Below are 20,553 nucleotides of genomic sequence, written 5' to 3' on the forward strand. Positions count from 1 at the left end.
AACGCTTACTCAGATCGCGTTTGTGGCTAAGCTGTCATTCGTGACCCAACCAGCCTCCGCTCGCACAGCTCCATGATCGGCGTCCTGTCCGGGTTCTTCGTGGTGTGGGCCATCATCCTGGTGGGCATGTTTGTTGGACGGCGGAACATCCTGGGCGAGAACGCCCGGTCGGTGCTGAGTTCGCTGACGTTCTTCGTGGCGAGCCCTGCTTTGCTGTTCGAGACCCTGAGCAAAGCCAAACTGCATGACGTTTTCGCTGCTCCCCTCCTGGTCACTGCCGTAGGGGCCGTAGCGACGGGCCTGTTGTTCTTCCTGATCGTGAAGTTCTGGCTGAAACGAACCATGCCGGAAGCCCTCATGTCCTCCATGAGCGCGTCCTTGGCAAACTCAGCCAACCTCGGCATCCCCATTGCCGTCTTTGTGCTGGGTGACGCCAGCTATGTGGCGCCGCTGCTGATCTTCCAGTTGGCGTTCTTCACCCCGATGTACCTCATGGCCCTCGATGCCAGCACCAGCTCACACCGCACCACGTTCCTCCGCTTCCTGCTGATGATCGTGAGGAATCCCATGATCGTTGGCTCAGCCCTGGGACTTCTGGTGGCGGGCACGGGCTTCCACGTCCCGACCCTGATTCTGGAGCCCATCCACCTGATCGGCGGTGCCGCGATTCCGGCCATGTTGATGTCCTTCGGCATGAGCCTGAACGGATCCAAGCCACTGCAAAAAACCGCAGGTCGCAGGTTGGATACCTTGCTGGCCAGCGGGTTCAAGCTCATTGTCCACCCGTTGATCGCGTACTTGTTCGCCCGGTTCGCCTTGGGCATGGACGGGCATGCCCTCTTCGCGGTGGTGGTCACCTCTGCGTTGCCTACCGCGCAGAACGTGTTCGTCGCCGCGAACCGCTACCAAGCGGGAATCACCGTGGCCAAGGACACCGTTCTCATCACCACCATCGTGGCAGTGCCGGCCATGATCGCCGTGGCGCTCCTGCTCGCCTGACTCCCAGGCACGTAGCAGATCAAGCAGGCAGGTAGCAGATCAAGCCGTTGAGTGCGTTCAGAACGGCCCGACCTGCGTCCTGGTTGGGTTACTCCACGTCCGCGCTGGCCAGATAGTAGTCCAGCAGCTGCGCGCAGCGAATGAAGCCCAGATGCGAGTATGCCTGCGGATGGTTGCCCAAGTGCGTTTCCGTGCCGGGATCGTACTCCTCCGGCAGCAAGCCTGTGGGTCCGAACAATGCCACCAACTGGTTGAACAGCTCCAGGGCATCATCCAAGCGGCCAACGGCAAGGTACGCCTCGATCAGCCAAGTGGTGCAGATGTGGAAGCCGCCCTCCAAGCCAGGCAGCCCGTCGTCGTATCTGTACCGGAAAACGGTGGGCCCCACGCGCAACTCGCGCTCAACGGCTGTGACCGTATCCAGGAACCGCTGGTCCTGAACATCCAGCAAGCCGGAAAGTCCTATGTGAAGGACGGCGGCGTCGAGGTCGGGGCTGTCGTAAGCCACTGTGTAGGACATTGCAGACGAATCCCAGCCCTCGCTGAGGACTTCCTCGCGGATCGTTTCGGCAGTGGGAGCCCAATCAGCGTGGGGTTGGCGCCCGTGCAAAGCGGCAGCCCGGAGGGCCTTGTCCAGCGTGACCCAACACATCACCTTGGTGTACACGTGGTGCCTCGGGGGCCTGCGGGCTTCCCAAATCCCGTGATCGGGCTCGTGCCAACGGGCAAGCACCGCATGTGCCATCTGCTCCATCAGGAACCAATGTTCATCGGGCAGGAATCCACGCCGCTCGGCGAGATCGTGGATCAGCTCGGCAATGGGGCCGAACACGTCCAACTGCACCTGGTGATCTGCTGCGTTGCCGATCCGGACGGGTCGCGAACCCGCATAACCGGGCAGGCTCTCCACGATTGCCTCCGTGGAGAGCGGCGCGCCGGTCACGGAGTAGAGGGGATGCAGCCACTCGGGCCCTGGTGCGTTCTTGAGGATGCGGTCCAGCCAGGCCAGGAACCCATCGGCCTCCCGCGTGGAGCCCAACGACACCAGTGCATTCACGGTCATGGACCCGTCACGCAGCCAGCAATACCGGTAATCCCAGTTGCGGGTCCCGCCAATGCCCTCAGGCAGCGATGTGGTGGGCGCGGCCAGCACTGCCCCGGTGGGCTCGTGGACGAGCGACTTCAGCACCAGGGCGGAGCGGCGCACCAAGGAAGTTTTGATGGTGGGCAGCTGCAGCGCCTTGATCCACTCCCGGGAAGACTGCCCGACGCCGGCACGCCGGTTCGGTTCCCCTGCAGGGTCCGCGGGCGGCGGCTCAGTGTCACCGCAGCGAAGGTTCAGCACAACGGGCCCGTTGTGGAGGGGAACTTCGGCGGTGGCAGTGGCGTATTTGCTGTCGCTGCTGATCCGGAATTGAACCCCTGGTGCGGACAGGATGATCGGATCCGAAGTGCCCATGATGTGGACTTCGTCGCCCCGGATCTCCATGCTGAAGGGCGCATTGGCGTAGTCCGGCCGCGGCGCAAACACTATGCGCGCAGTACCCGTCCCGGAGAGGACACGCACCAAGCTGGTGATGCCCTCGGGTGCCGGCTCCAAGTAGTCAATCACCGTGACATCGGCCCAGCGCGTCTCAACGATCATGGTGTTGTCCACATATCGCTGCGCCAGTACCTGCGATGCCTTCACCGGCTCGATGCTGAAGTGGCCAGCGGGCTCACCCCCAAGAATGTGGGCAAATATTGACCCGGAGTCCGGAAGGGGGTGGCTCATCCAGCAGACCTTCGCGTCAGGGGTGAGCAACGCCGTGGAGCTTCCATTGCCAATCATCGAATGCCGTTCCAGCCCCACAGCATCCTCGCCGAACAGCCAGGCCCGCCGCAGTTCGAACAGCAAAGCCAGCACGTGCGCAAAGGATTCCGGATCCGGGATGGTGTGGGCCGCCGTCGTATCCCCCGGTCCGACGTGCAATCCGAGGTCAGGACCGCGCAGGGTGGCTATTGCCTTTTCGTCGCTTTCGGCGTCGCCGGCATACAGCGCAGCACTTACCCCAAGCCGTGCCCGGAGCTGCTCCAGCGCCTGGCCTTTGGCTGGTTCCTCCACGGTCAAATCCAGCACCGTTCCATCGATGATGAAATACAGCCCGAACTCGATGGCGATCTTCTGCGATACGAAAATCACCCGCTCCACTACCTCGGGCGTCGCCGGCCGGGTGTGCACGGCAACCCCAACGGGCTTTCGGACAATACTGATGCCCTTCTCGAAAGCAACGGCTTCAGTCAGCGCCGTGGCCACGTGTTGAAGCAACTGCTCCGTGGCGAGCGACAAGGTGTAGGCGTAGCCCATGTCGAACTCCACGCCATGGGAACCCACCAGATGGACCTCCGCCGGAAGCCGGGAAACTGCTGCGAGATCCCGCAATGAGCGTCCGGAGATGATGGCCGTGTGCGTATTGGGCAAGGCGGCCAGTGCGCGGAGGGCCACGGCGGCGCTATCCAGGGGCAACGTTTCCGTTGACACACCCTCGGCCGAGCAGAGCGTTCCACCGTAGTTGCAGGCGACCAGCAGGCCGGGAACCCTGGCCAGTGCCCTGAGTTCCGCGAATAGCTGCGGCGTGATGCCGTTCTCCGCGTCAGACTGGAGGACGGTGCGAAGGAGGCCAAGCGGAAGCGATTTCATGAGCAGCGCCGAATCGGCTACTGCTTGGTTCAGGTGCGTAGGCATGGCGAATCCTTCCGAAGCGGATAGCTACAGTCTCCGCCCGTCCGGTTTCACTTGACTACCTAGTAGATTGCAAATAAGTAAAGCTTTTCCTTGGATTTATGCGCGACGGTCCCGCACTCGCTTTACGGCGCGAGGCGGGACCTGACGCAACCACTAAGCCGTGAACGTGTCCGCGATTTCCAGGACCTCGTCCAGAATGGCCAAACCCTTCCGGGCATCCCCAACGCTGATATTGCACGGCGGAACCACATGGATACGGTTGAAGTTGGCGAAAGGGATGAGTCCACGTGACTTGCAGGCTGCCACGAGTTGGTTCATCTCCGGGCTGGAGGAGCCATATGGAGCCAGCGGTTCACGTGTGGCACGGTCCTTGACCAGCTCGATGGCCCAGAAAACACCCCTGCCCCGCACTTCGCCCACGGACTGGTGACGTTCGGCGAATCCGGCGAGCGCCGGCCCGATCACGTCAGTGCCGAGGCTCGCTGCGTGCTGCACCATGCCTTCGCGTTCCATGGCATTGATGGTGGCTACGGCGGCCGCCGTGGCCAGCGGGTGGCCGGAGTAGGTCAGCCCGCCCGGGTAGGCCCGGGTACCAAAGGTCGCTGCGATTTCCGGACTAATGGCTACGCCACCAAGCGGTACGTAGCCGGAGTTCACGCCCTTTGCGAAGGTGAGCAGGTCCGGAACAACGTCAAAATGCTCGACGGCGAACCACTTGCCTGTGCGTCCGAAGCCAGCCATGACCTCATCGGCGATGAAGACAATGCCGTGCTTGGTGCAGAGCTCACGGACGCCCTGCATGTATCCGGCCGGAGGAACGTAGATCCCCGCCGTTCCGGGAATGCTTTCCAGCATGATTGCAGCGATGCTGGCCGGGCCTTCGAACTCGATGAGCTGTTCCAAGTGTTCCAATGCCCGCTGGGCTTCTTCTGCCTCGGTGGTGGAGTGGAACGCCGTGCGGTAGAGGTATGGCGGGAAGAAATGGATGGTGCCTGCGGACCCGTTGTCGCTGGCCCATCTCCGTGGATCACCGGTGATGTTGACTGCCAAATGCGTTCCGCCATGGTACGAGCGGTAGGCGGAAAGGACCTTATGGCGGCCAGTGTGCAGCCTGGCCATTCGGACTGCGTGTTCGTTGGCATCTGCCCCGCCGTTGGTGAAGAAGATCCTGTCCAACTCCCCCGGGGTCCGCTCGGCGATCAGCCGCGCAGCTTCCGATCGGGCGTCGTTGGCATAGCTGGGAGCAATGGTGCACAGCTTTGCTGCCTGTGCACCGATCGCTGCCACAACGGCCGGGTGCTGGTGTCCGATGTTGGTGTTGACCAGCTGGGAAGAGAAGTCCAAGTACTTGTTGCCCTCCCCGTCCCAGAGGTGTGATCCCTCTGCGGCGCTGACGACCATGGGATCCAGCGTGTCCTGCGCGGACCAGGAGTGGAAAACGTGCTTGCGGTCCAGTTCATAGGCACGTTGGGCTGCCTCGCGGTCCGTTTGTGTTGGTTCAGGGGTGGCGGTCATGGTGGTTTTCCTGACGTCGTCGGCGCTTAGGAGTTCTGGGGGAAGCCGAGGTTGATCCCGCCGTGGCTGGGATCCAGCCAGCGGGTTGTGACGGCCTTGCCACGGGTGAAGAATCCGACACCTTCAGAACCGTGGGCATGGGTGTCTCCGAACAGGGAGTTCTTCCATCCGCCGAATGAGTAGTAGGCCATGGGCACCGGGACGGGGACGTTGATGCCCACCATTCCAACCTCAACCTCGTTCTCGAAGCGGCGGGCTGCACCGCCGTCGTTCGTGAAAATCGCGGTGCCGTTGCCGTATGGGTTGGCATTGATGGTGGCCAGGGCGTCGTCGTAGCTGTCCACCCGGACCACTGAGAGCACGGGTCCAAAGATTTCGTCCTGGTAGATGGACATATCGGTGGTGACGTGGTCGAACAGGGTAGGGCCCACGAAGAAGCCGTCACCTTCGGCGTCGGGAACTACGCCGCGGCCGTCGACGACGAGCGTGGCACCTGCCGCTTCGCCGGCGTCGACGTATCCCGAAACCTTGTCCCTGTGCTGGGACGTCACCAAGGGGCCCATGTCGCACCCACGCAGCCCGTCGCCGGTGCGCAGGCTACGGGCACGATCAGCAATTTTGTCCACCAGTGCATCGGCGATGTCGCCGACAGCCAGAAGTGCCGAGACAGCCATGCAGCGTTCCCCGGCGGAACCGAAGCCGGCGTTGATGGCGGCGTCGGCAGCGAGGTCAAGATCGGCGTCGGGAAGGACAATCATGTGGTTCTTCGCACCACCCAGGGCCTGCACCCGTTTTCCATGGGCGGTGGCGGTCTCGTAGACGTACTTGGCGATCGGAGTGGAGCCCACGAAGGAGACGGCCTTGACGTCGGGGTGCGTCAGAAGGGTATCAACCGCCACCTTGTCACCGTGAAGGACGTTGAAGACGCCGTCGGGCAGTCCGGCTTCCTTCCAGAGCTCGGCGACCCAATTGACGGCCGTGGGATCCTTCTCACTGGGCTTGATGATGACGGTGTTGCCTGCCGCGATCGCAATCGGGAAGAACCACATGGGAACCATTGCCGGGAAGTTGAACGGGCTGATGATTGCCACAGGGCCCAGTGCCTGCCGGATGGAGTGGATGTCCACCTTGGTAGAGGCGTTCTCCGTGTAGCTGCCCTTGAGCAGGTGCGGGATACCGCAAGCGAACTCCACCACTTCCTGGCCCCGGGTTACCTCGCCCAGGGCATCATCCAGGACCTTGCCGTGCTCGGAGGTGATGATCGCGGCGAGCTCGTCCTTCCGGGAGTTGAGAAGCTCACGGAAAGCGAAAAGGATCTGGGTGCGGCGCGCCAAGGAGGTATCGCGCCATGCCGGGAAAGCAGCTTTCGCGGAGGCGACGGCGGCATTGCCGTCCTCGACGCTGGCCAAAGCAACCTGCCCGGTGACCTTCCCCGTGGCCGGGTTTGTGACAGGAGCTGTGCGCTCGCCGGCGGGGACGTAGCTGCCGTTGATCCAGTGCTCGATGGTGTTCAAGAGTTCTCCTTGGTTCAGGGGTGTTTTCGAAGGTTGGAACCAGTCTGTCCGCCGTTGACTCCACGCAGTAGGGCATACATGTAAAGCAATCTTCTGAGAGCCTTACACTGTGTAAATGCTGCCTACCGTTAGCGCCATCCTCGAGCTCCCTGTGCTGCGCGCCGCCTCCCCCAGGTTGCTCGGCGGCGCGGCAGGTATTGACGCGCCCGTTCGCTGGGTGCACGTCAGCGAAATCCTCGACGTCGGCAACTTGCTGTCCGGCGGGGAACTGGTTCTGACCACGGGACTGGAGCTGGAAAAATCCCCGGAAGAATCGGCGTCGTTCATCCGCTCATTGGAGTCGGCCGGAGCCGCAGGATTGATCGTCGAGCTGGTCGGGCAGCGCCAACGCAGCCGAACGGCCTTGGAGAAAGCCGCCCGTACGGCAACATTGCCGGTAGTAGTTGTGGAACATCGGGTGCGGTTCGTCCAGGTCACGGAGATCGTCCACAGGATGATCGTGGCTGAACAGTTGGAGCGCGTGGAACGGGCCCGGGACGTCCATGAAGCATTCACCGTGCTCAGCTTGGAAAGTGCCGACACCCAACGCGTCGTGGAGCAAGCAGCCACCATGATTGGGGCTTCAGTGGTGCTGGAGGACCTTTCGCACCTGGTGCTTGCCTATGCGGGCCAGCACGTCTCCACCACGGAACTCCTGGGCGATTGGGAGCGACGATCCAGGACCACGCCCTTCCCGGCGCACACCGCACGGTCCGGACCAGAGCGATGGCTGCAAGCAGCAGTCGGGGTCCGGCAACAGGTCTGGGGCAGGCTGGTGGTTCCCACACCATCCGCGGCTTTCGACGCCGACGAGGACATGGCGATCATGGTTCTGGAGCGGGCGGCCCAGACCCTGGCGATCAACCGCTTGGCGGACCGCGATCAACGCGAGCTCAGCCACCACGCACAGGCCGGGCTGTTGAACGCGCTCCGCCAGCCCCGTGGACTCAGCGAAGCCGAGGCACTGGCACGGGCGGGTTCCTTGGGTTTGAAGCGCTCGCCGTACTACGTCCCCGTGGTTTTCAGGACCGCCCTCCAGGCTTGGGGTTCCCCGGTCCTGCCCGCGGACCCCTTTGCCGGGCAGCAGGACGAACGCGAACTTCTCGAGCGGCTGGCCAAAGCATTGAAGTCCAGCGCCGGCACAGCCCTGGCAGCAAGCATCCAGTCCGGTTCGGTGGGGATGATCCTCGCCCTCCCCGCCCGCCAGCAAGAGGAGGCGACCCTGCAAATCCTGGCCGGGGCTGCCGCAGGGCCAGGGGTTGATGCAAACTCCACCGCCCAACCGAACTCCACCGCCCAACCCCATTCCGCGGTGCCTCCCGCGTGGATCATCGGAGTGGGCCGCATGAAGGCAACGCTTTTGGAAGCCGCGGCCGGCATTGACGAAGCCGCCCATGTAGCCGAGAGTGCCGCCACGCTCCGTGAAGCGGGCAAGCCCTACTATCGGGCTACAGACGTGCGCCTTCGAGGGCTTCTGGCCCTCCTGCGCAAGGATCCCCGCGTTCAGCAATTCGTTGAGTCGGAGTTGTCGGCGGTCCTCCAAGCGGAAGCCGAGGGCAAAGGCGAATACTTGGAACTGCTGGGGCTTTACCTCGGGTCCGGCGGCAACAAAGCAGCCATGGCACGCAGCGGATACCTCAGCCGCCCCACGCTTTATGCCCGGCTCGCCAAGTTGGAGGAACTGCTTGCCGTGGACCTGGACGACGCCGAATCGCGAACCTCTCTGCATGTGGCGCTTCTGGCGCACCTCATCCGAGGCCAGTAACCTGGCGCCATTGGTGCGACCATGGACGGATGGCCAAACCCTTCACCCTCACCCAGCTGCGGTACTTCGCCGTGGTGGCGGAACTCGAGAACATGACGGCAGCGGCACAGCGGCTGATGGTGACGCAGTCTGCTCTATCCGCGGCCATGGCGCAGTTGGAAACGAGCCTGGCCACGCAGCTGTTCGTTCGCCATAAGTCCAGGGGCCTTCGACTGACACAGAGCGGCCGACAATTCGCCAAGGACATCAAGTCCTTCCTTGAGCAGGCAGATTCGCTGTATGAGTCCGCGCGAGGCCTGTCCACCACGCTGGTTGGCGAGTTGAAGGTTGGCGTCTTCGCCCCGCTGGCGCCTTTCCGCCTTCCTGCCATCCTGCAGACGTTCGAAACCCGGCATCCCGGCGTCGAAGTCTCCCTTCTGGAGGCGGACCTGGCCACGTTGCAGGACGCGCTGATGGATGGCCGTTGCGATGTCGCCCTCACCTATGGCCTGGGTCTCGGCAAGGGATTCGCGTACAAGGTGGTGGAGCGGGTTCCGCCACACATCCTGGTCCACGAGGGGCACCCGGCGGCGGCACGCCCGGAACGTGAAATCTCGCTGATGGAGCTCGACGGCGAGCCTTCCGTGGTACTGGACCTTCCGCATAGCCGGGAGTATTACGAGCAGCTCTACGCCATGGCCGGAGTAGTCCAGAATGTCCGGCACCGATTCGCGGGTTATGAGACCGTACGCTCATTCGTTGCCAAGGGCCACGGCTACGCGATCCTCAATCAGCGGCTGCACAGTGACGTCACTTACTCAGGCGGCAAAGTGGTCCCCTTGGCTTTGACGGATGCCTTCCCGCCAATCGAGGTGATGTTGGTACGGCCCGAAGGAGTCCAGGCCACCCAACGGGTGTTGGCCTTCGAAGAGACCTGCCTGAAGCTGTACGGCGCCGTCCGGGACTAGGTCTTCAGTTATTGAAAAAGTCGATCGCAGAATCAAAAACAATCAATTGGACAGATGTGATCCGCGTCACCGAAGGTTGAACAAGTCCAGCATCTGCACCACCGGGCAATGTCCCCACAGTGCCCGCCGTTGCAGTAGAAGTCACCCAGCTGGACCTCCGTTTGCCATCTTGATCAGAGGAGATTCGATGGTACAGAACAGCGTAGAAAGTGTCCGCGTGGTTTCGGCCCACGGACCCATCCGCAACAACCAGGCAATATTCACCGAAATCATTTCCCACAGCCGAAACATCGGATCGGCAGCAGGAAATCTGAGCAACCTAGCGTGGCTGTCATGACCCTCAACAAGCTCGCCGGGCAAGAATCGGCCCAAAATCCGGCACCCGCCACGCCCACCACCAATGGCAATGTCCAGCCCCACCACAAATCCACAACCATGCAGAAGCGTGTTCTGGCTGGCGGCAGCGTCGGCCAGTTCATCGAGTTCTACGACTTCACCCTCTACGGCCTCACGGCTGTGGTGTTCTCCCAACTCTTCTTCCCGGGAAGCAACCCGCTGACGGCAATGCTGGCCACGTTCGCCACGTTCGGCGTAGCTTTCGTGGTCCGCCCCCTCGGTGGCCTGTTCTTCGGCGCACTGGGTGACCGGATCGGTCGGCGCCGGGTCCTCACCATCACCCTCATCGCGATCGGCGGCGCCACGGCCCTCATGGGGTTGCTCCCCACGTACGCTCAAATCGGAGCTTGGGCCCCGGCCCTCCTGGTGCTCTGCCGGCTAATCCAAGGATTCTCCGCGGGGGGCGAATCCGTTGGTGCGCCGTCCTTCGTGTTCGAGCATGCGCCCGTCAGCAAGAGAGGTTTCTGGCTCAACATCACCATCGCAGCAACGGCGCTGCCATCGGTGGTGGCGGGCTCCATGATCCTGATCCTCAGCCAGTCCATGCCCAACTCTGCCTTCATGGAATGGGGATGGCGTTTGCCGTTCCTGCTCGCCCTTCCCCTCGCCTTGTTCGGAGTGTGGATCCGCAGCCGCACCGAAGAAAGCGATGTCTTCAAAGAGGCGCAGTCCGGGCAGACCAAGGAATTCAGCCCCATCCGTGAGGCCTTCCGCGAAAACAAGCTTCGGATGCTGCAGGTCATCTTCGTGATGGGCCTGACAGCCATGGGCTTCTACTTCCTTTCCGCCTACTTCGTCTCATATGTCCAGACCACAGGAAAACTCAGCCGCGAGCAGTCATTGATGGTCAACGCCGCGGCACTGGCACTCTATGCCGTACTCCTGCCGATCGGTGGACGACTCGGGGATCGTTTCGGCCGCAAGCCAATGTTGATCGCCGGGTCCGCTGCCCTGGCTTTGCTGTCCATCCCGAGCTTCATGCTCGTGACCAGCGGCAGCCTGCCCCTTGCACTGCTCGGCCAGTCAATCTTCGTAGTGGCACTCTGCATTTACGGTGGCGGCTGCTACACGTTCTTCGTCGAAATCTTTACCACCAAGACACGCTTCACCTCGGCAGCTGTTAGTTACAACGGCGCCTACGCGATCTTTGGCGGCACCGCTCCGCTGATCGGCACCGCACTGGTAGGCGCTACCGGGGTACCGCACGCGCCGGGACTGTACATGGCGGCAGCTGCCGCCGTCGTACTTCTCCTGATCCTCTTCACCAAGGTGCCTGAGACCCGCGGCCGCATGGGCTGAGACCCACCGCACGCACTGCACTTCAAAGAACTCTAAGGACCTCCATGACTTCCTCAGCTTTTCTCCACGACTTCCACCATGTGGCCACCATCGGCGCCACAGCCAACAACGGCGTGGACCGCCAAGCCGCGACGCCGGATGATGCAAAGACCCGGGCCTGGTTTGGGCAGTGGATTCACGACGCCGGATGGCAGCTTCAGGTGGATGGCATCGGCAATATGTTCGGGCTGCTTGAGTGGACGCCCGGGGCACCCTTCATCCTGATCGGCTCCCATCTGGACAGTCAGCCATTGGGTGGCCGATTCGACGGCGCCTACGGAGTCATCGCAGCCCTGCATGCGGCCAGGGCCATTGACCTCGAAGTCAGGGCGGCCGGCACTGCGCCCCGCTTCAACCTGGCCGTCGTCAACTGGTTCAACGAGGAAGGTGGCAGGTTCGCACCCTCCGTCATGGGAAGTTCCGTTTTCACGGGGCTGTTTGACCGTGAACAGATGTTGTCCGTCAAAGATCTCCAAGGCGTCTCAGTCCGCGAGGCATTGGAAGGCATTGGCTACCTCGGCACGGACGCGGGACCGAAGGCCGCGGGCTACGCGGAAATCCATATAGAGCAGGGCCGCATCCTGGAACGGGAGGGAATCAGCATTGGACTGGTGGACAGCAGCTGGTACACGCAGAAGCTGGACATTGAAGTGCTGGGCGAACAGTCCCACACTGGCGCAACAGCCATGGCAGACCGCCACGATGCCCTGGTGGCGGCATCGAAAATCATCCTGATGGTCCACGAGGTCACCAGAGACTTCGACGAGGAAGCACTGGTCTCTTCCGTAGGCCAGCTGACGTTGGAGCCCAACTCGCCCATCGTCGTCGCACGCCGTGTGCACCTGGTGGCGGATTTGAGGTCCGGCGACCCCGAGATCGTCAATGCGGCACGGGCCAGGTTGCTGGCCGACATCGGGAAACTGGCCGCTGAACATGACATCAAGGTCAACGTCAAAGACTTCGATATCCGCCCCATCCGGCGATTCCCGGAAGCCGGGCTGGAACTGTCAGCCAAGATCGCGGCCAACCTTGGGCTGTCTTCCCGCCGCATCCAGACCATGGCCGGGCACGATTCCGTGGCCATGAACACTGCCGTTCCGTCAGTGATGTTGTTTATCCCGAGCGTGGACGGCGTATCCCACTGCGAGCGCGAATTTACCAGCGACGAGGATATGGTGACGGGCGTGCAGATGCTGACGGGTGTTGCCCGGGAGCTGGTACAGGGAGAGCTGGCGTGACCGCGTTGCACTACCTCGATGCCAGTACGGCCCTGGGTTTGTTCCGGCGTCGCGAGCTCTCCCCGGTGGAACTACTGCAAGCGGTGATCGAGCGCATCGGGGAGGTAAACGGCGGCATCAATGCGTTGACGGAGACACTCTTTGAGGAAGCCCTGCCGGCCGCACGAAAGGCAGCCACCCAGTACGCCCGCGGCCGGGACATTACTCCCCTGCTGGGATTGCCGGTGGCCGCAAAGGAAAAGCACGGACTCCAAGGCCGCACGCTTTCCCAAGGTCTCCTCATGCGGAAGGACACCATTGCAGCGGCCGACCATCCTGTGATTGACAGGATTCGTCGGGCCGGCGGGATCATCCACGCCCGAACCACCACGCCCGAATTGAGCTGCGCCACTGTGACGCACAGCCCGCTCTGGGGTGTCACCCGAAACCCGTGGAACCAGCAGTTCTCCCCCGGTGGGTCATCGGGAGGTTCCGGCGCGGCGTTGGCTGCCGGGTTCGCGCCTCTGGCTACGGCTTCCGACATCGCTGGATCGACCCGATTGCCGGCGTCGTTCACCGGAACAGTTGGCTACAAGGCGCCGTACGGAAGAATTCCAGGGTTGGCCCCGTTGTCAGCGGACCACTACCGTGGTGATGGGCCCATGGCACGCACCGTGGCAGATACGGCATTACTGGCTAACATCATGTCCGGGCGGCACCCCGGTGATCACACCACAGTGGCCGACGCGGCGTCGATAACACCGGATCCGACAACGGTGGCCGGCTTGCGGATCGCGCTTTGCCTACGTTTGGGCAATTACCCGGTAGCTCCCGATGTCGAGGCCAACACCCGTCGAGTGGCGGAAGCACTGACGGCGGCGGGGGCCGTGGTGGAGGAGATCGTCCTCCCTTGGACAGTCGAGGACATCAGCAGAACCATGTTTACGCACTTCGGATATCTGCTGGGTCCGGCAATGGAGGACGAAACGGCCGGTAGCGAGCCACAGCTTGCTGCGTACACGAGACGTTTCATGGCTGATGCCCGCGCTGCAGCCAAGGCCAACCGCTATGTGGACGGGCTGCGGGCCGAAACCCTCCTGCAGGCGCAGTTGGCAGAGGCCATGACCGGCTTCCACGCCTTGCTGTGTCCGGCCTCTGCTATTCCAGCCTTGGACGCGGATGCCGACTATCTCAACGGAATCGACACCGGTGGCCAACACCTCAGCCATTACTGGCAAGCGCATATGACCGCGCCGTTCAACATTGCCAATCGATGCCCGGTCCTGGCCGTTCCCAGCGGTATGGCAGACTGCGGTATTCCCACGGGGGTGCAGATCGTGGGCCATCCGTTCGATGACGCGACCGTATTCCACATCGGTGCAGCCGTGGAATCAGTGCTTCCGTGGGCTGATCGCCACCCCATGGCACCCGAATTGGCAGAGCACTCCGGGTAACGGACTGCCCTACGCGCTCACCAGCCCCGCAACCTCGGCTACGAGTTCCACCGACCGCAGGCGCTCTTCGGTGCCGATGCTCTGGTGCGCCACGATCAGTTCATCGGCATCGGCGAACGCCGCGAACTCGTCAAGGTAATCGCGCACCACATCCTTGGTGCCCACGGCGGAGAACTTCATCATTTGGGCGATGTGCTGGCCCTGCGGGGAATCGAGGACCATGTCTGCTTCGTCGTCGGTGAATTCGCGGCCGCCGCCAAAGAACAGTGAGACACGGGCGCGCTTCACGGCGAGGTGGATGGCTTGGGCCTCGGCGTTGGAGTCCGCGGCGGTGACGTTCACGCCGGCGATCACGTGCGGCTCGGACAGCTGGTCCGAGGGCTGGAATTCGCGGCGATAGACAGCAACGGCATCCTGGAGCGCGGCGGGGGCAAAGTGAGAAGCGAAGGCGTACGGAAGGCCAAGTTGGGCGGCCAGCTGGGCACCGAACAGCGAGGACCCCAGGATGTACAGCGGCACGTTGGTGCCCTTGCCCGGTGTCGCTTCAACACCCTGGATGCGGGTGGGACCAGTGAGGTAGCCCTGCAATTCCAGGACATCCTGCGGGAACCTGTCCGAGGACGTGTGGTCGCGGCGCAGCGCACGCATGGTGTTCTGGTCACTGCCAGGGGCACGGCCGAGACCGAGGTCGATCCGCCCCGGGTGCAGCGTTTCCAACGTGCCGAACTGCTCAGCGATGGTCAGGGGCGAGTGGTTTGGCAGCATGACGCCACCGGCACCCAGGCGGATGGTTTTGGTGTGGGCGGCAACGTGGGCGATCAGCACGCTGGTGGCAGAGGAGGCAATCGCGGACATGTTGTGGTGCTCGGCGTACCAGACCCGCCGATAGCCCAGCTCTTCGGCTTTCTGCGCCATTGCCACGCTGCCCGCGAGGCTTTCCGCCACTGTCTGGCCCTTCCCGATGGTTGCCAGGTCGAGGATGGAAAGAGGAACAGTCACAGGAAAGGCCTTTCGGTACGTTTTTGCGCCCGCATGGTTGATGGCCGGGCACTCTAGCGATAACGACGACGACGCCCGGCTTATTTCTGTGAGTTGCGTCGCGCGCTTCTTTCCCACGGATTCGCGGCAGTTTTGTGACCCCGTTCGACGCCCGATTAACCGCCGTGAACCCCTGTATCCCAGCGTTTCAGATCGCTTTGACCGGCTCCCGATAGCTGACGGATAGTTGCAGCCACAAGTACGCATCAGCCCACCCTGTCCCGATGATCCGGACGAACCCAAGGAGAAATAATGGCACGCTTTGCTCTCAAGACCGGCGCCACCGCGGCGCTGGCCGCTACGGCGTTACTGGGGCTGGCGGCCTGCTCCGATCCCGGGGCGACGGCCGCAACGGGGGCTACCCCGCAGGGATCTGCAAGTGCGAGCACTTCATCAAGCACCAAAGAGTTCAACCTGACCCCGCAGCAGGACCGCATCAAGGTGACGGTGGACTCCGCCGCAGCCGCACTGGTTCCCGACGCCATCAAAGCGGACGGCAAGCTGACCGTGGTGACCACCGGCGGCACTCCCCCGCTGAGTACCTTCGCCACGGACAACAAGACGCTCATCGGCAGCGAAGTGGACATTGCCTACGCAGTGGGTGAGAGCCTGGGCCTTCAGGTGGAAGTGCTGCCGGTGGCGTGGGCAGACTGGCCGCTTGGCGTCGAATCCGGCAAGTACGAGGCCGTCCTCTCCAACGTCACCGTGACCGAGGCGCGTAAGCAGAAGTTCGACTTCGCCACGTACCGCAACGATCTCCTGGGCTTCTACGCCAAGACCGACTCGGACATCTCCACCATCAAGGAAGCCAAGGATGTGGCCGGTAAGCGCATCATCGTCGGCTCGGGCACCAACCAGGAAGCCATTCTGGTGCGCTGGGACGAGGAGAACAAGAAGAACGGCTTGAAGCCGGTTGAGTTCCAGTATTACGACGACGATTCCGCCTCCCAGCTCGCCCTCCAGTCAGGCCGCGCGGACCTGACGTTCGGACCCAATGCTTCCGCGGCGTACAAGGCTGCGAAAGATGGAAAGACCAAGGAAGTGGGCACACTCGAAGGCGGCTGGCCACTGAAGGCCGAAATTGCCTTCACAACCCAGAAGGGCAACGGCCTCGCCGTCGCCGCCCAGGCTGCACTCAACACACTCATCAAGGACGGCAGCTACGCCAAGATCCTGGACCGCTGGGGACTCTCATCCGAGGCCATTCCGGCGTCCGAGCTGAACCCGGCAGGCCTGCCCAAGAAGTAGGAACCGCTGTGGCAGGGTACCCTGCCGACGCCGAATCCCCGCCGGACACCAACCGGCGGGGATTCTTGTGCGCTCACCCGACTGAGTTGGGTGCGGCTAGAAGTGGGCGGGATCTGTGTTGGCTCCGCAGAGAATGACTGCCACGGTTTCGCCGTCGTTCGGCGTGTACGCTCCTGAGAGCAACGCAGCATAGGCGGCCGCTGCCCCGTGCTCCACCACGATGCGGTGCGTCTCCCACAGGGCCCTCCGGGCTTGGACGATATCCTCGTCGCTGACCAACAGGCTTTGGACACCGGTACGCCGGGCAACTCCAAAGCCGATCTCTCCGATCCGCCGGGCTCCGAGGGAGTCCGCGGCAATCCCGGACACAGCCACATCCACCGGCCCGCCCTTGGCCAGCGCCGTGTGCAGGGTTGGGACGGTCTCGGGTTCGACGCCCACCACGTGTGCCCTGCCTTCGGCGGCCGCAGCAATGCCACCCATCAACCCTCCGCCACCTACAGCAACGAGGATCGTGTCCACGTCGGGCAGTTCGTCAAGGAGCTCAAGCCCGACGCCACCTGCGCCGGCCACGATCCCGGGCTGATCATAGGCGTGGCAGTAGACGGCTCCCTTTTCCTCGGCGAATCGGATCGCAGCGGCATAGGCCTCCGCGTACTCAGCGCCGCCTTGGACTACCTTCGCGCCACTTGCGTAGAGCTTGTGGACCTTGTTTGCCGGGGCCGACTCTGGAACGAAAACTGTTGCAGGGACTCCCAGCTTGGCTGCGGCGTAAGCGTTGGCAAGGCCGGCGTTGCCACCGGAAGCCACCACAATGCCCACCTCCGGATTGAGCTCCCCGTTTTCCTTCGCCATGAGCAGGCGGTTGAAGGCGCCACGGGCCTTGAAGGAGCCGGTGTGCTGCATGTACTCGCACTTGAACCACAGGTGGTACGGCTCCTGGTTGCCACTCTCGGCGAGCGGCGTATGGCGAACCCAGCCGGCTGTCCGGGAGTACGCTGCTTCTACTTCTTCGCGTGTGACCATCGTGGCTGCACCCTTTCGTCCGTTTCATCCTATGGTTTCCGTGGGCGGGCGCAGGCTTCGCGGGCATAGGCTGGATGGCATGTCCGCTGACTTTGTCCTCCGCCCCTCCGTAGCCACCGACGCCGCTTGGATCGCCGAACTTCGCGCGGTCGTGATGCGTCCGGACCTTGAGCGGTTGCAGCGTTTCGATCCTGTGCGTGTCCGCGAGCGCTTCTTGAACGGATTCCAGCCCGACCACACCTACATCATCCATTCGGACGGCGTAGACGCAGGCGTGATCGCGATCCGCCCCGAGCCGGATAGCCGGTGGATTGAACACTTCTACGTAGCTCCCGCACATCAGGGCAAAGGGTTGGGCAGTGCCGTGCTTCGCCACGTTATGTCGGCAACCGTGGACGAACGCCCGTTCCGTCTGGATGTGTTGCAGGGAAGCCCGGCGCGTCGCCTCTACGAACGTCACGGCTTCGTGCTGGAATCCGAGGACCCCATCGATGTGTTCATGGTGGCCCCCGTCAACCCCTGACTCCGCGGACGGAAGTGCGGTAACCTCAGCACACACCACGCGGCAACGACGCGATACTTTCCGGGGGGAAAAATGGGGAATTTTCGATCGCGCTCGTTGAGGCGCTCTGTCACGACCGTCATCGCAATGGGACTCTTGGGTTCCGGACTGCCGGTGGGGCTGCTGGGTGCCGCGCCTGCCATTGCAGCGTCCCAGCCGACACCCTACATCGACGGCGTCCCTTACGTCGGTTCGGAAATGAGACGCCAGTACAACTACGACTACTGGGGATGCAGGAACCCCGACGGTTCCGGGGATGCGATCACCTTGGAATGGTTGCGCGATGGACAACCACTCCCCGCCGAGCGTCAAGGTGAAACTCTGCGTGTCCTCCCCGAAGACCAAGGCAGCCGAATCTCCTTGAGGGTTTACCCGCTCACTCCCGGCGAACCAGGCTGCCCCACCGGGTCACAGGTGAGCGCGGAGACCAAACCCATCAAAGCCTCCAGCCGGGCCATGGGGTGGACAGGGCGCGGCAACTTTGAGCCCCTTGCGCGCACGCATGATGGCCGGCTCATCCTGTACCCGCGGACCTACACCTACTACAAAGGCATGTGCGAGGGTCCGTGCCCGGTCTACTTCGGTTCCTGGGATGAGCCCCGGCAGGTGGGGGCGGGCTGGAACATGTTCAACATCGTCTTCTCGCCCGGAGATTTCGATGGCGATGGGTTCAACGACCTCCTCGCCAGGAACGCGTCCGGCCAGCTGTTCCTGTACCCCGGTGACGGCGACGGCGGTTGGCTTCCACCCCGGCAGGTCGGGGCCGGGTGGAACGTCTTTGACTCAATCGTCGGTCCGGGAGACTTCAACGGAGACGGCACCAACGACGTTTTGGCGCGGAACGCGGCCGGCGATCTGTTCCTGTACCCGGGCAATGGAAGCGGCGGATGGCTCGCACCAACCAAGGTTGGTTGGGGCTGGCAGGTCATGAACAAGATCATCCCTGGCGGCGACATGAACGGTGACGGCACGGTGGAAATCTTCGGCCGTGACTATAGTGGTGGGCTTCAGTTGTACTCCGCCGACGGTCAGGGCGGCTGGGGCGCCCAAGCGTACATGGGTGGAGGCTGGAACGGCTTCCAGGATGTGGCAGGTCTGGGCAGTTACGCCCATCAGAAATACAACAACCTTGCCGCCGTCAACGGCAACGGCGACCTCGTGTTGTATTCCACTGGCGCCATGACCACCGGCCTCTACGGGCCCCAAGGGCCGGTTGGCAGCGGCTGGAACGTGTTCCGGGAACTCCTCTAGTACGCACTAAAGCGGCTGGCTACCCACCGTCAGCTGCAAGCTGACCGTCCCGCGCGAAACGTCGACGACGGCGGCACTCGAGCCGCCGCCGTCGGGCGCTGACCCGCGTCGGCCCGGCTGCAAGCCAAAGCGACGCAGCAAGTTCTTCAGCAGGCGTTCTGCCCTCATCAGATGTGCACCGACTCTTCGGACCGCACCGGCGTCTCCAGTCCCAGGTTTTCGCGGAGCGTAGTGCCCCGGTATTCCGCCGGGTAGACACCGCGTTCTTGGAGCTCGGGCACCAAGTGGTTCACGATGTCGTCCAAACCTGTGGGGATGAGCCACGGCGAGATGTTGAATCCATCCACGGCACCCACCCGGGCATATTCGGCGAGGTGGTCGGCCACCGCCGTGTACGAACCGGTAAAAGTGGCGTCGATGCGTGCCGTCTTGGAGGTGACGAACTGGCGGATGGACAGGCCCTTGTCCTTGGCCTCGGCCCTCCACTGATCGGCAAGCTGGCGGGCCTTGGCACCGTGGAAGCCGCTGCCGCGGGTTTCGGAAGTTTCCTCCACCACGGGATCTATCTCCGGAAGAGGGCCATCCGGATCGTAGGAAGAAAGTTCGCGCCCCCAGAACTGTTCCAGATAAGCAATGGCCTGCTGCGGACCAATTTGCAGGCTGCGGACCCAGGCCTTCTTCTCCTGGGCTTCCTGATCGGTGGCGGCAAGGATGAACTCGCTTGCAGGCATGATCTGCACGGCGTTGGCACCGCGGCCGGCTGCGATGGAGCGTGCCACGATGTCGCGGCGGAACTCCACGGCGTCGTCGAATTTGGGGTGGGCGGAGAAGATCACGTCTGCTTGGCGGGCTGCGAAGTCGCGCCCGTCGGGGGAATCGCCGGCTTGGAAGAGCACGGGGCGGTACTGGGCGCTACGCGGCAGGCGCGGAGTGACATCGACGGTGTAGTGCTGACCTTCGTGAAGCACTCGCCGCGCAGGTCCGATGGGGGTTTCCCACGAGTCCCAAATACGTTTGGCGGTTTCCACAAACGCTTCGGCATGCTTGTACCGATCGGCATGGTCCAGGTATCCGCCGCGGCGGAAATTGGCACCGGTCCAGGCGTTGTCCGTGGTGACGATGTTCCACGCCGCCCGGCCCCCGGAGATGAGGTCCAGGGAAGACAAGCGATGCGCGAGGTCCGAGGGGTCGTTGTACGTGGTGTTCTGCGTAGCCACCAAGCCGATGTTCTTGGTGACTGCTGCCAATGCGGCAAGCATGGTCTGGGCGTCAGGCCTGCCCACGACATCGAGCGCATGCGGACGCCCAAGGTGTTCGCGCAGGCGGAGCCCTTCGCCTAGGAAGAAGGCTGCGAACTTGCCTCGCTCCGCGGTCTGGGCGATGTGGCGGAACGACTCGAAGTCCGTCTGCGAGCCTGCCTCGGGTGCTTTCCAAATGGTGCCGGAGTTGACGCCTTGGAAGAAGATCCCGAACTGAATCCGGCCGCTCGGCTGGAATATGTCTCGTGTCATGGTGTTCC

16 protein-coding genes are annotated in these 20,553 nt (G+C 63.0%); 9 read left to right on the plus strand and 7 right to left on the minus strand.

Annotation, left to right across the window (positions count from 1 at the left end):
* Positions 1-72 precede the first annotated feature (72 nt).
* Positions 73-999 (plus strand): AEC family transporter, encoded by a 927-nt coding sequence (locus tag A477_RS0113605; protein WP_017199529.1) that lies wholly within the window; start codon positions 73-75, stop codon positions 997-999.
* Between the two features lie 88 nt (positions 1,000-1,087).
* Here the strand turns inward: A477_RS0113605 and A477_RS0113610 are convergent, their stop codons facing one another.
* The 3 genes from A477_RS0113610 to A477_RS0113620 all read right to left on the minus strand — a co-directional run bounded on the left by A477_RS0113610 (position 1,088) and on the right by A477_RS0113620 (position 6,753).
* Positions 1,088-3,724: a trehalase-like domain-containing protein gene (locus A477_RS0113610; protein ID WP_017199530.1), complete on the minus strand. Its 2,637-nt coding sequence runs from the start codon at positions 3,722-3,724 to the stop codon at positions 1,088-1,090.
* A 153-nt stretch (positions 3,725-3,877) separates the two neighbouring features.
* The gene (locus tag A477_RS0113615; RefSeq protein WP_017199531.1) at positions 3,878-5,239 is read right to left on the minus strand and encodes an aspartate aminotransferase family protein; all 1,362 of its coding nucleotides are present in this window, start codon (positions 5,237-5,239) and stop codon (positions 3,878-3,880) included.
* Positions 5,240-5,265: 26 nt separating this feature from the next.
* On the minus strand, positions 5,266-6,753 hold the full coding sequence (locus tag A477_RS0113620) for a CoA-acylating methylmalonate-semialdehyde dehydrogenase (protein WP_017199532.1): 1,488 nt from the start codon (positions 6,751-6,753) through the stop codon (positions 5,266-5,268).
* Between the two features lie 115 nt (positions 6,754-6,868).
* Here A477_RS0113620 and A477_RS0113625 point away from each other — a divergent pair, with 115 nt between their 5' ends.
* From A477_RS0113625 to A477_RS0113650, 5 genes are all read left to right on the plus strand, one after another.
* Complete coding sequence (locus A477_RS0113625; RefSeq protein ID WP_017199533.1) at positions 6,869-8,557, plus strand: PucR family transcriptional regulator; 1,689 nt, start codon at positions 6,869-6,871, stop codon at positions 8,555-8,557.
* A 29-nt stretch (positions 8,558-8,586) separates the two neighbouring features.
* Positions 8,587-9,504 carry a LysR family transcriptional regulator gene (locus A477_RS0113630; RefSeq protein WP_017199534.1) on the plus strand — a complete coding sequence of 306 codons (918 nt, stop codon included), beginning with the start codon at positions 8,587-8,589 and terminating at the stop codon, positions 9,502-9,504.
* Positions 9,505-9,837: 333 nt separating this feature from the next.
* Positions 9,838-11,199 carry an MFS transporter gene (locus A477_RS0113640; RefSeq protein ID WP_017199536.1) on the plus strand — a complete coding sequence of 454 codons (1,362 nt, stop codon included), beginning with the start codon at positions 9,838-9,840 and terminating at the stop codon, positions 11,197-11,199.
* A gap of 44 nt (positions 11,200-11,243) precedes the next feature.
* On the plus strand, positions 11,244-12,476 hold the full coding sequence (locus A477_RS0113645; RefSeq protein WP_017199537.1) for a M20 family metallo-hydrolase: 1,233 nt from the start codon (positions 11,244-11,246) through the stop codon (positions 12,474-12,476).
* Positions 12,473-13,909 (plus strand): amidase, encoded by a 1,437-nt coding sequence (locus A477_RS0113650; protein WP_017199538.1) that lies wholly within the window; start codon positions 12,473-12,475, stop codon positions 13,907-13,909. Before A477_RS0113645 ends, A477_RS0113650 begins: the two co-directional genes overlap by 4 nt.
* A gap of 9 nt (positions 13,910-13,918) precedes the next feature.
* Here the strand turns inward: A477_RS0113650 and A477_RS0113655 are convergent, their stop codons facing one another.
* Positions 13,919-14,908 (minus strand): LLM class flavin-dependent oxidoreductase, encoded by a 990-nt coding sequence (locus A477_RS0113655; protein WP_026005610.1) that lies wholly within the window; start codon positions 14,906-14,908, stop codon positions 13,919-13,921.
* A 291-nt stretch (positions 14,909-15,199) separates the two neighbouring features.
* Here A477_RS0113655 and A477_RS0113660 point away from each other — a divergent pair, with 291 nt between their 5' ends.
* The gene (locus A477_RS0113660) at positions 15,200-16,195 is read left to right on the plus strand and encodes an ABC transporter substrate-binding protein (RefSeq protein ID WP_017199540.1); all 996 of its coding nucleotides are present in this window, start codon (positions 15,200-15,202) and stop codon (positions 16,193-16,195) included.
* Between the two features lie 96 nt (positions 16,196-16,291).
* On the opposite strand, the gene A477_RS0113665 is transcribed toward A477_RS0113660, so the two are convergent.
* Entirely contained in the window at positions 16,292-17,221 is a 930-nt protein-coding gene (locus tag A477_RS0113665) for a threonine/serine dehydratase (RefSeq protein ID WP_017199541.1), read from the minus strand.
* 79 nt (positions 17,222-17,300) lie between these two features.
* Here A477_RS0113665 and A477_RS0113670 point away from each other — a divergent pair, with 79 nt between their 5' ends.
* Complete coding sequence (locus A477_RS0113670; RefSeq protein ID WP_017199542.1) at positions 17,301-17,744, plus strand: GNAT family N-acetyltransferase; 444 nt, start codon at positions 17,301-17,303, stop codon at positions 17,742-17,744.
* Between the two features lie 72 nt (positions 17,745-17,816).
* Positions 17,817-19,034 (plus strand): FG-GAP repeat domain-containing protein, encoded by a 1,218-nt coding sequence (locus tag A477_RS0113675; RefSeq protein ID WP_026005611.1) that lies wholly within the window; start codon positions 17,817-17,819, stop codon positions 19,032-19,034.
* Between the two features lie 6 nt (positions 19,035-19,040).
* Here the strand turns inward: A477_RS0113675 and A477_RS23520 are convergent, their stop codons facing one another.
* Positions 19,041-19,202, minus strand: coding sequence for a hypothetical protein (locus A477_RS23520; RefSeq protein WP_017199544.1), 162 nt, complete (start codon positions 19,200-19,202; stop codon positions 19,041-19,043).
* The gene (locus tag A477_RS0113685) at positions 19,202-20,545 is read right to left on the minus strand and encodes an NtaA/DmoA family FMN-dependent monooxygenase (protein WP_017199545.1); all 1,344 of its coding nucleotides are present in this window, start codon (positions 20,543-20,545) and stop codon (positions 19,202-19,204) included. Before A477_RS0113685 ends, A477_RS23520 begins: the two co-directional genes overlap by 1 nt.
* Positions 20,546-20,553: the final 8 nt, after the last annotated feature.

This window comes from Arthrobacter sp. M2012083 (assembly GCF_000281065.1).
In the GTDB taxonomy this organism is placed as follows: domain Bacteria; phylum Actinomycetota; class Actinomycetes; order Actinomycetales; family Micrococcaceae; genus Arthrobacter.

Coding starts and splice junctions, on each gene's coding strand:
- A477_RS0113670 (WP_017199542.1), top strand. CDS start 17,301: ATGTCCGCTGACTTTGTCCTCCGCCCCTCCGTAGCCACCGACGCCGCT.
- A477_RS23520 (WP_017199544.1), bottom strand. CDS start 19,202: ATGAGGGCAGAACGCCTGCTGAAGAACTTGCTGCGTCGCTTTGGCTTG.
- A477_RS0113640 (WP_017199536.1), top strand. CDS start 9,838: ATGACCCTCAACAAGCTCGCCGGGCAAGAATCGGCCCAAAATCCGGCA.
- A477_RS0113610 (WP_017199530.1), bottom strand. CDS start 3,724: ATGCCTACGCACCTGAACCAAGCAGTAGCCGATTCGGCGCTGCTCATG.
- A477_RS0113645 (WP_017199537.1), top strand. CDS start 11,244: ATGACTTCCTCAGCTTTTCTCCACGACTTCCACCATGTGGCCACCATC.
- A477_RS0113625 (WP_017199533.1), top strand. CDS start 6,869: ATGCTGCCTACCGTTAGCGCCATCCTCGAGCTCCCTGTGCTGCGCGCC.
- A477_RS0113605 (WP_017199529.1), top strand. CDS start 73: ATGATCGGCGTCCTGTCCGGGTTCTTCGTGGTGTGGGCCATCATCCTG.
- A477_RS0113685 (WP_017199545.1), bottom strand. CDS start 20,545: ATGACACGAGACATATTCCAGCCGAGCGGCCGGATTCAGTTCGGGATC.
- A477_RS0113660 (WP_017199540.1), top strand. CDS start 15,200: ATGGCACGCTTTGCTCTCAAGACCGGCGCCACCGCGGCGCTGGCCGCT.
- A477_RS0113675 (WP_026005611.1), top strand. CDS start 17,817: ATGGGGAATTTTCGATCGCGCTCGTTGAGGCGCTCTGTCACGACCGTC.
- A477_RS0113615 (WP_017199531.1), bottom strand. CDS start 5,239: ATGACCGCCACCCCTGAACCAACACAAACGGACCGCGAGGCAGCCCAA.
- A477_RS0113665 (WP_017199541.1), bottom strand. CDS start 17,221: ATGGTCACACGCGAAGAAGTAGAAGCAGCGTACTCCCGGACAGCCGGC.
- A477_RS0113630 (WP_017199534.1), top strand. CDS start 8,587: ATGGCCAAACCCTTCACCCTCACCCAGCTGCGGTACTTCGCCGTGGTG.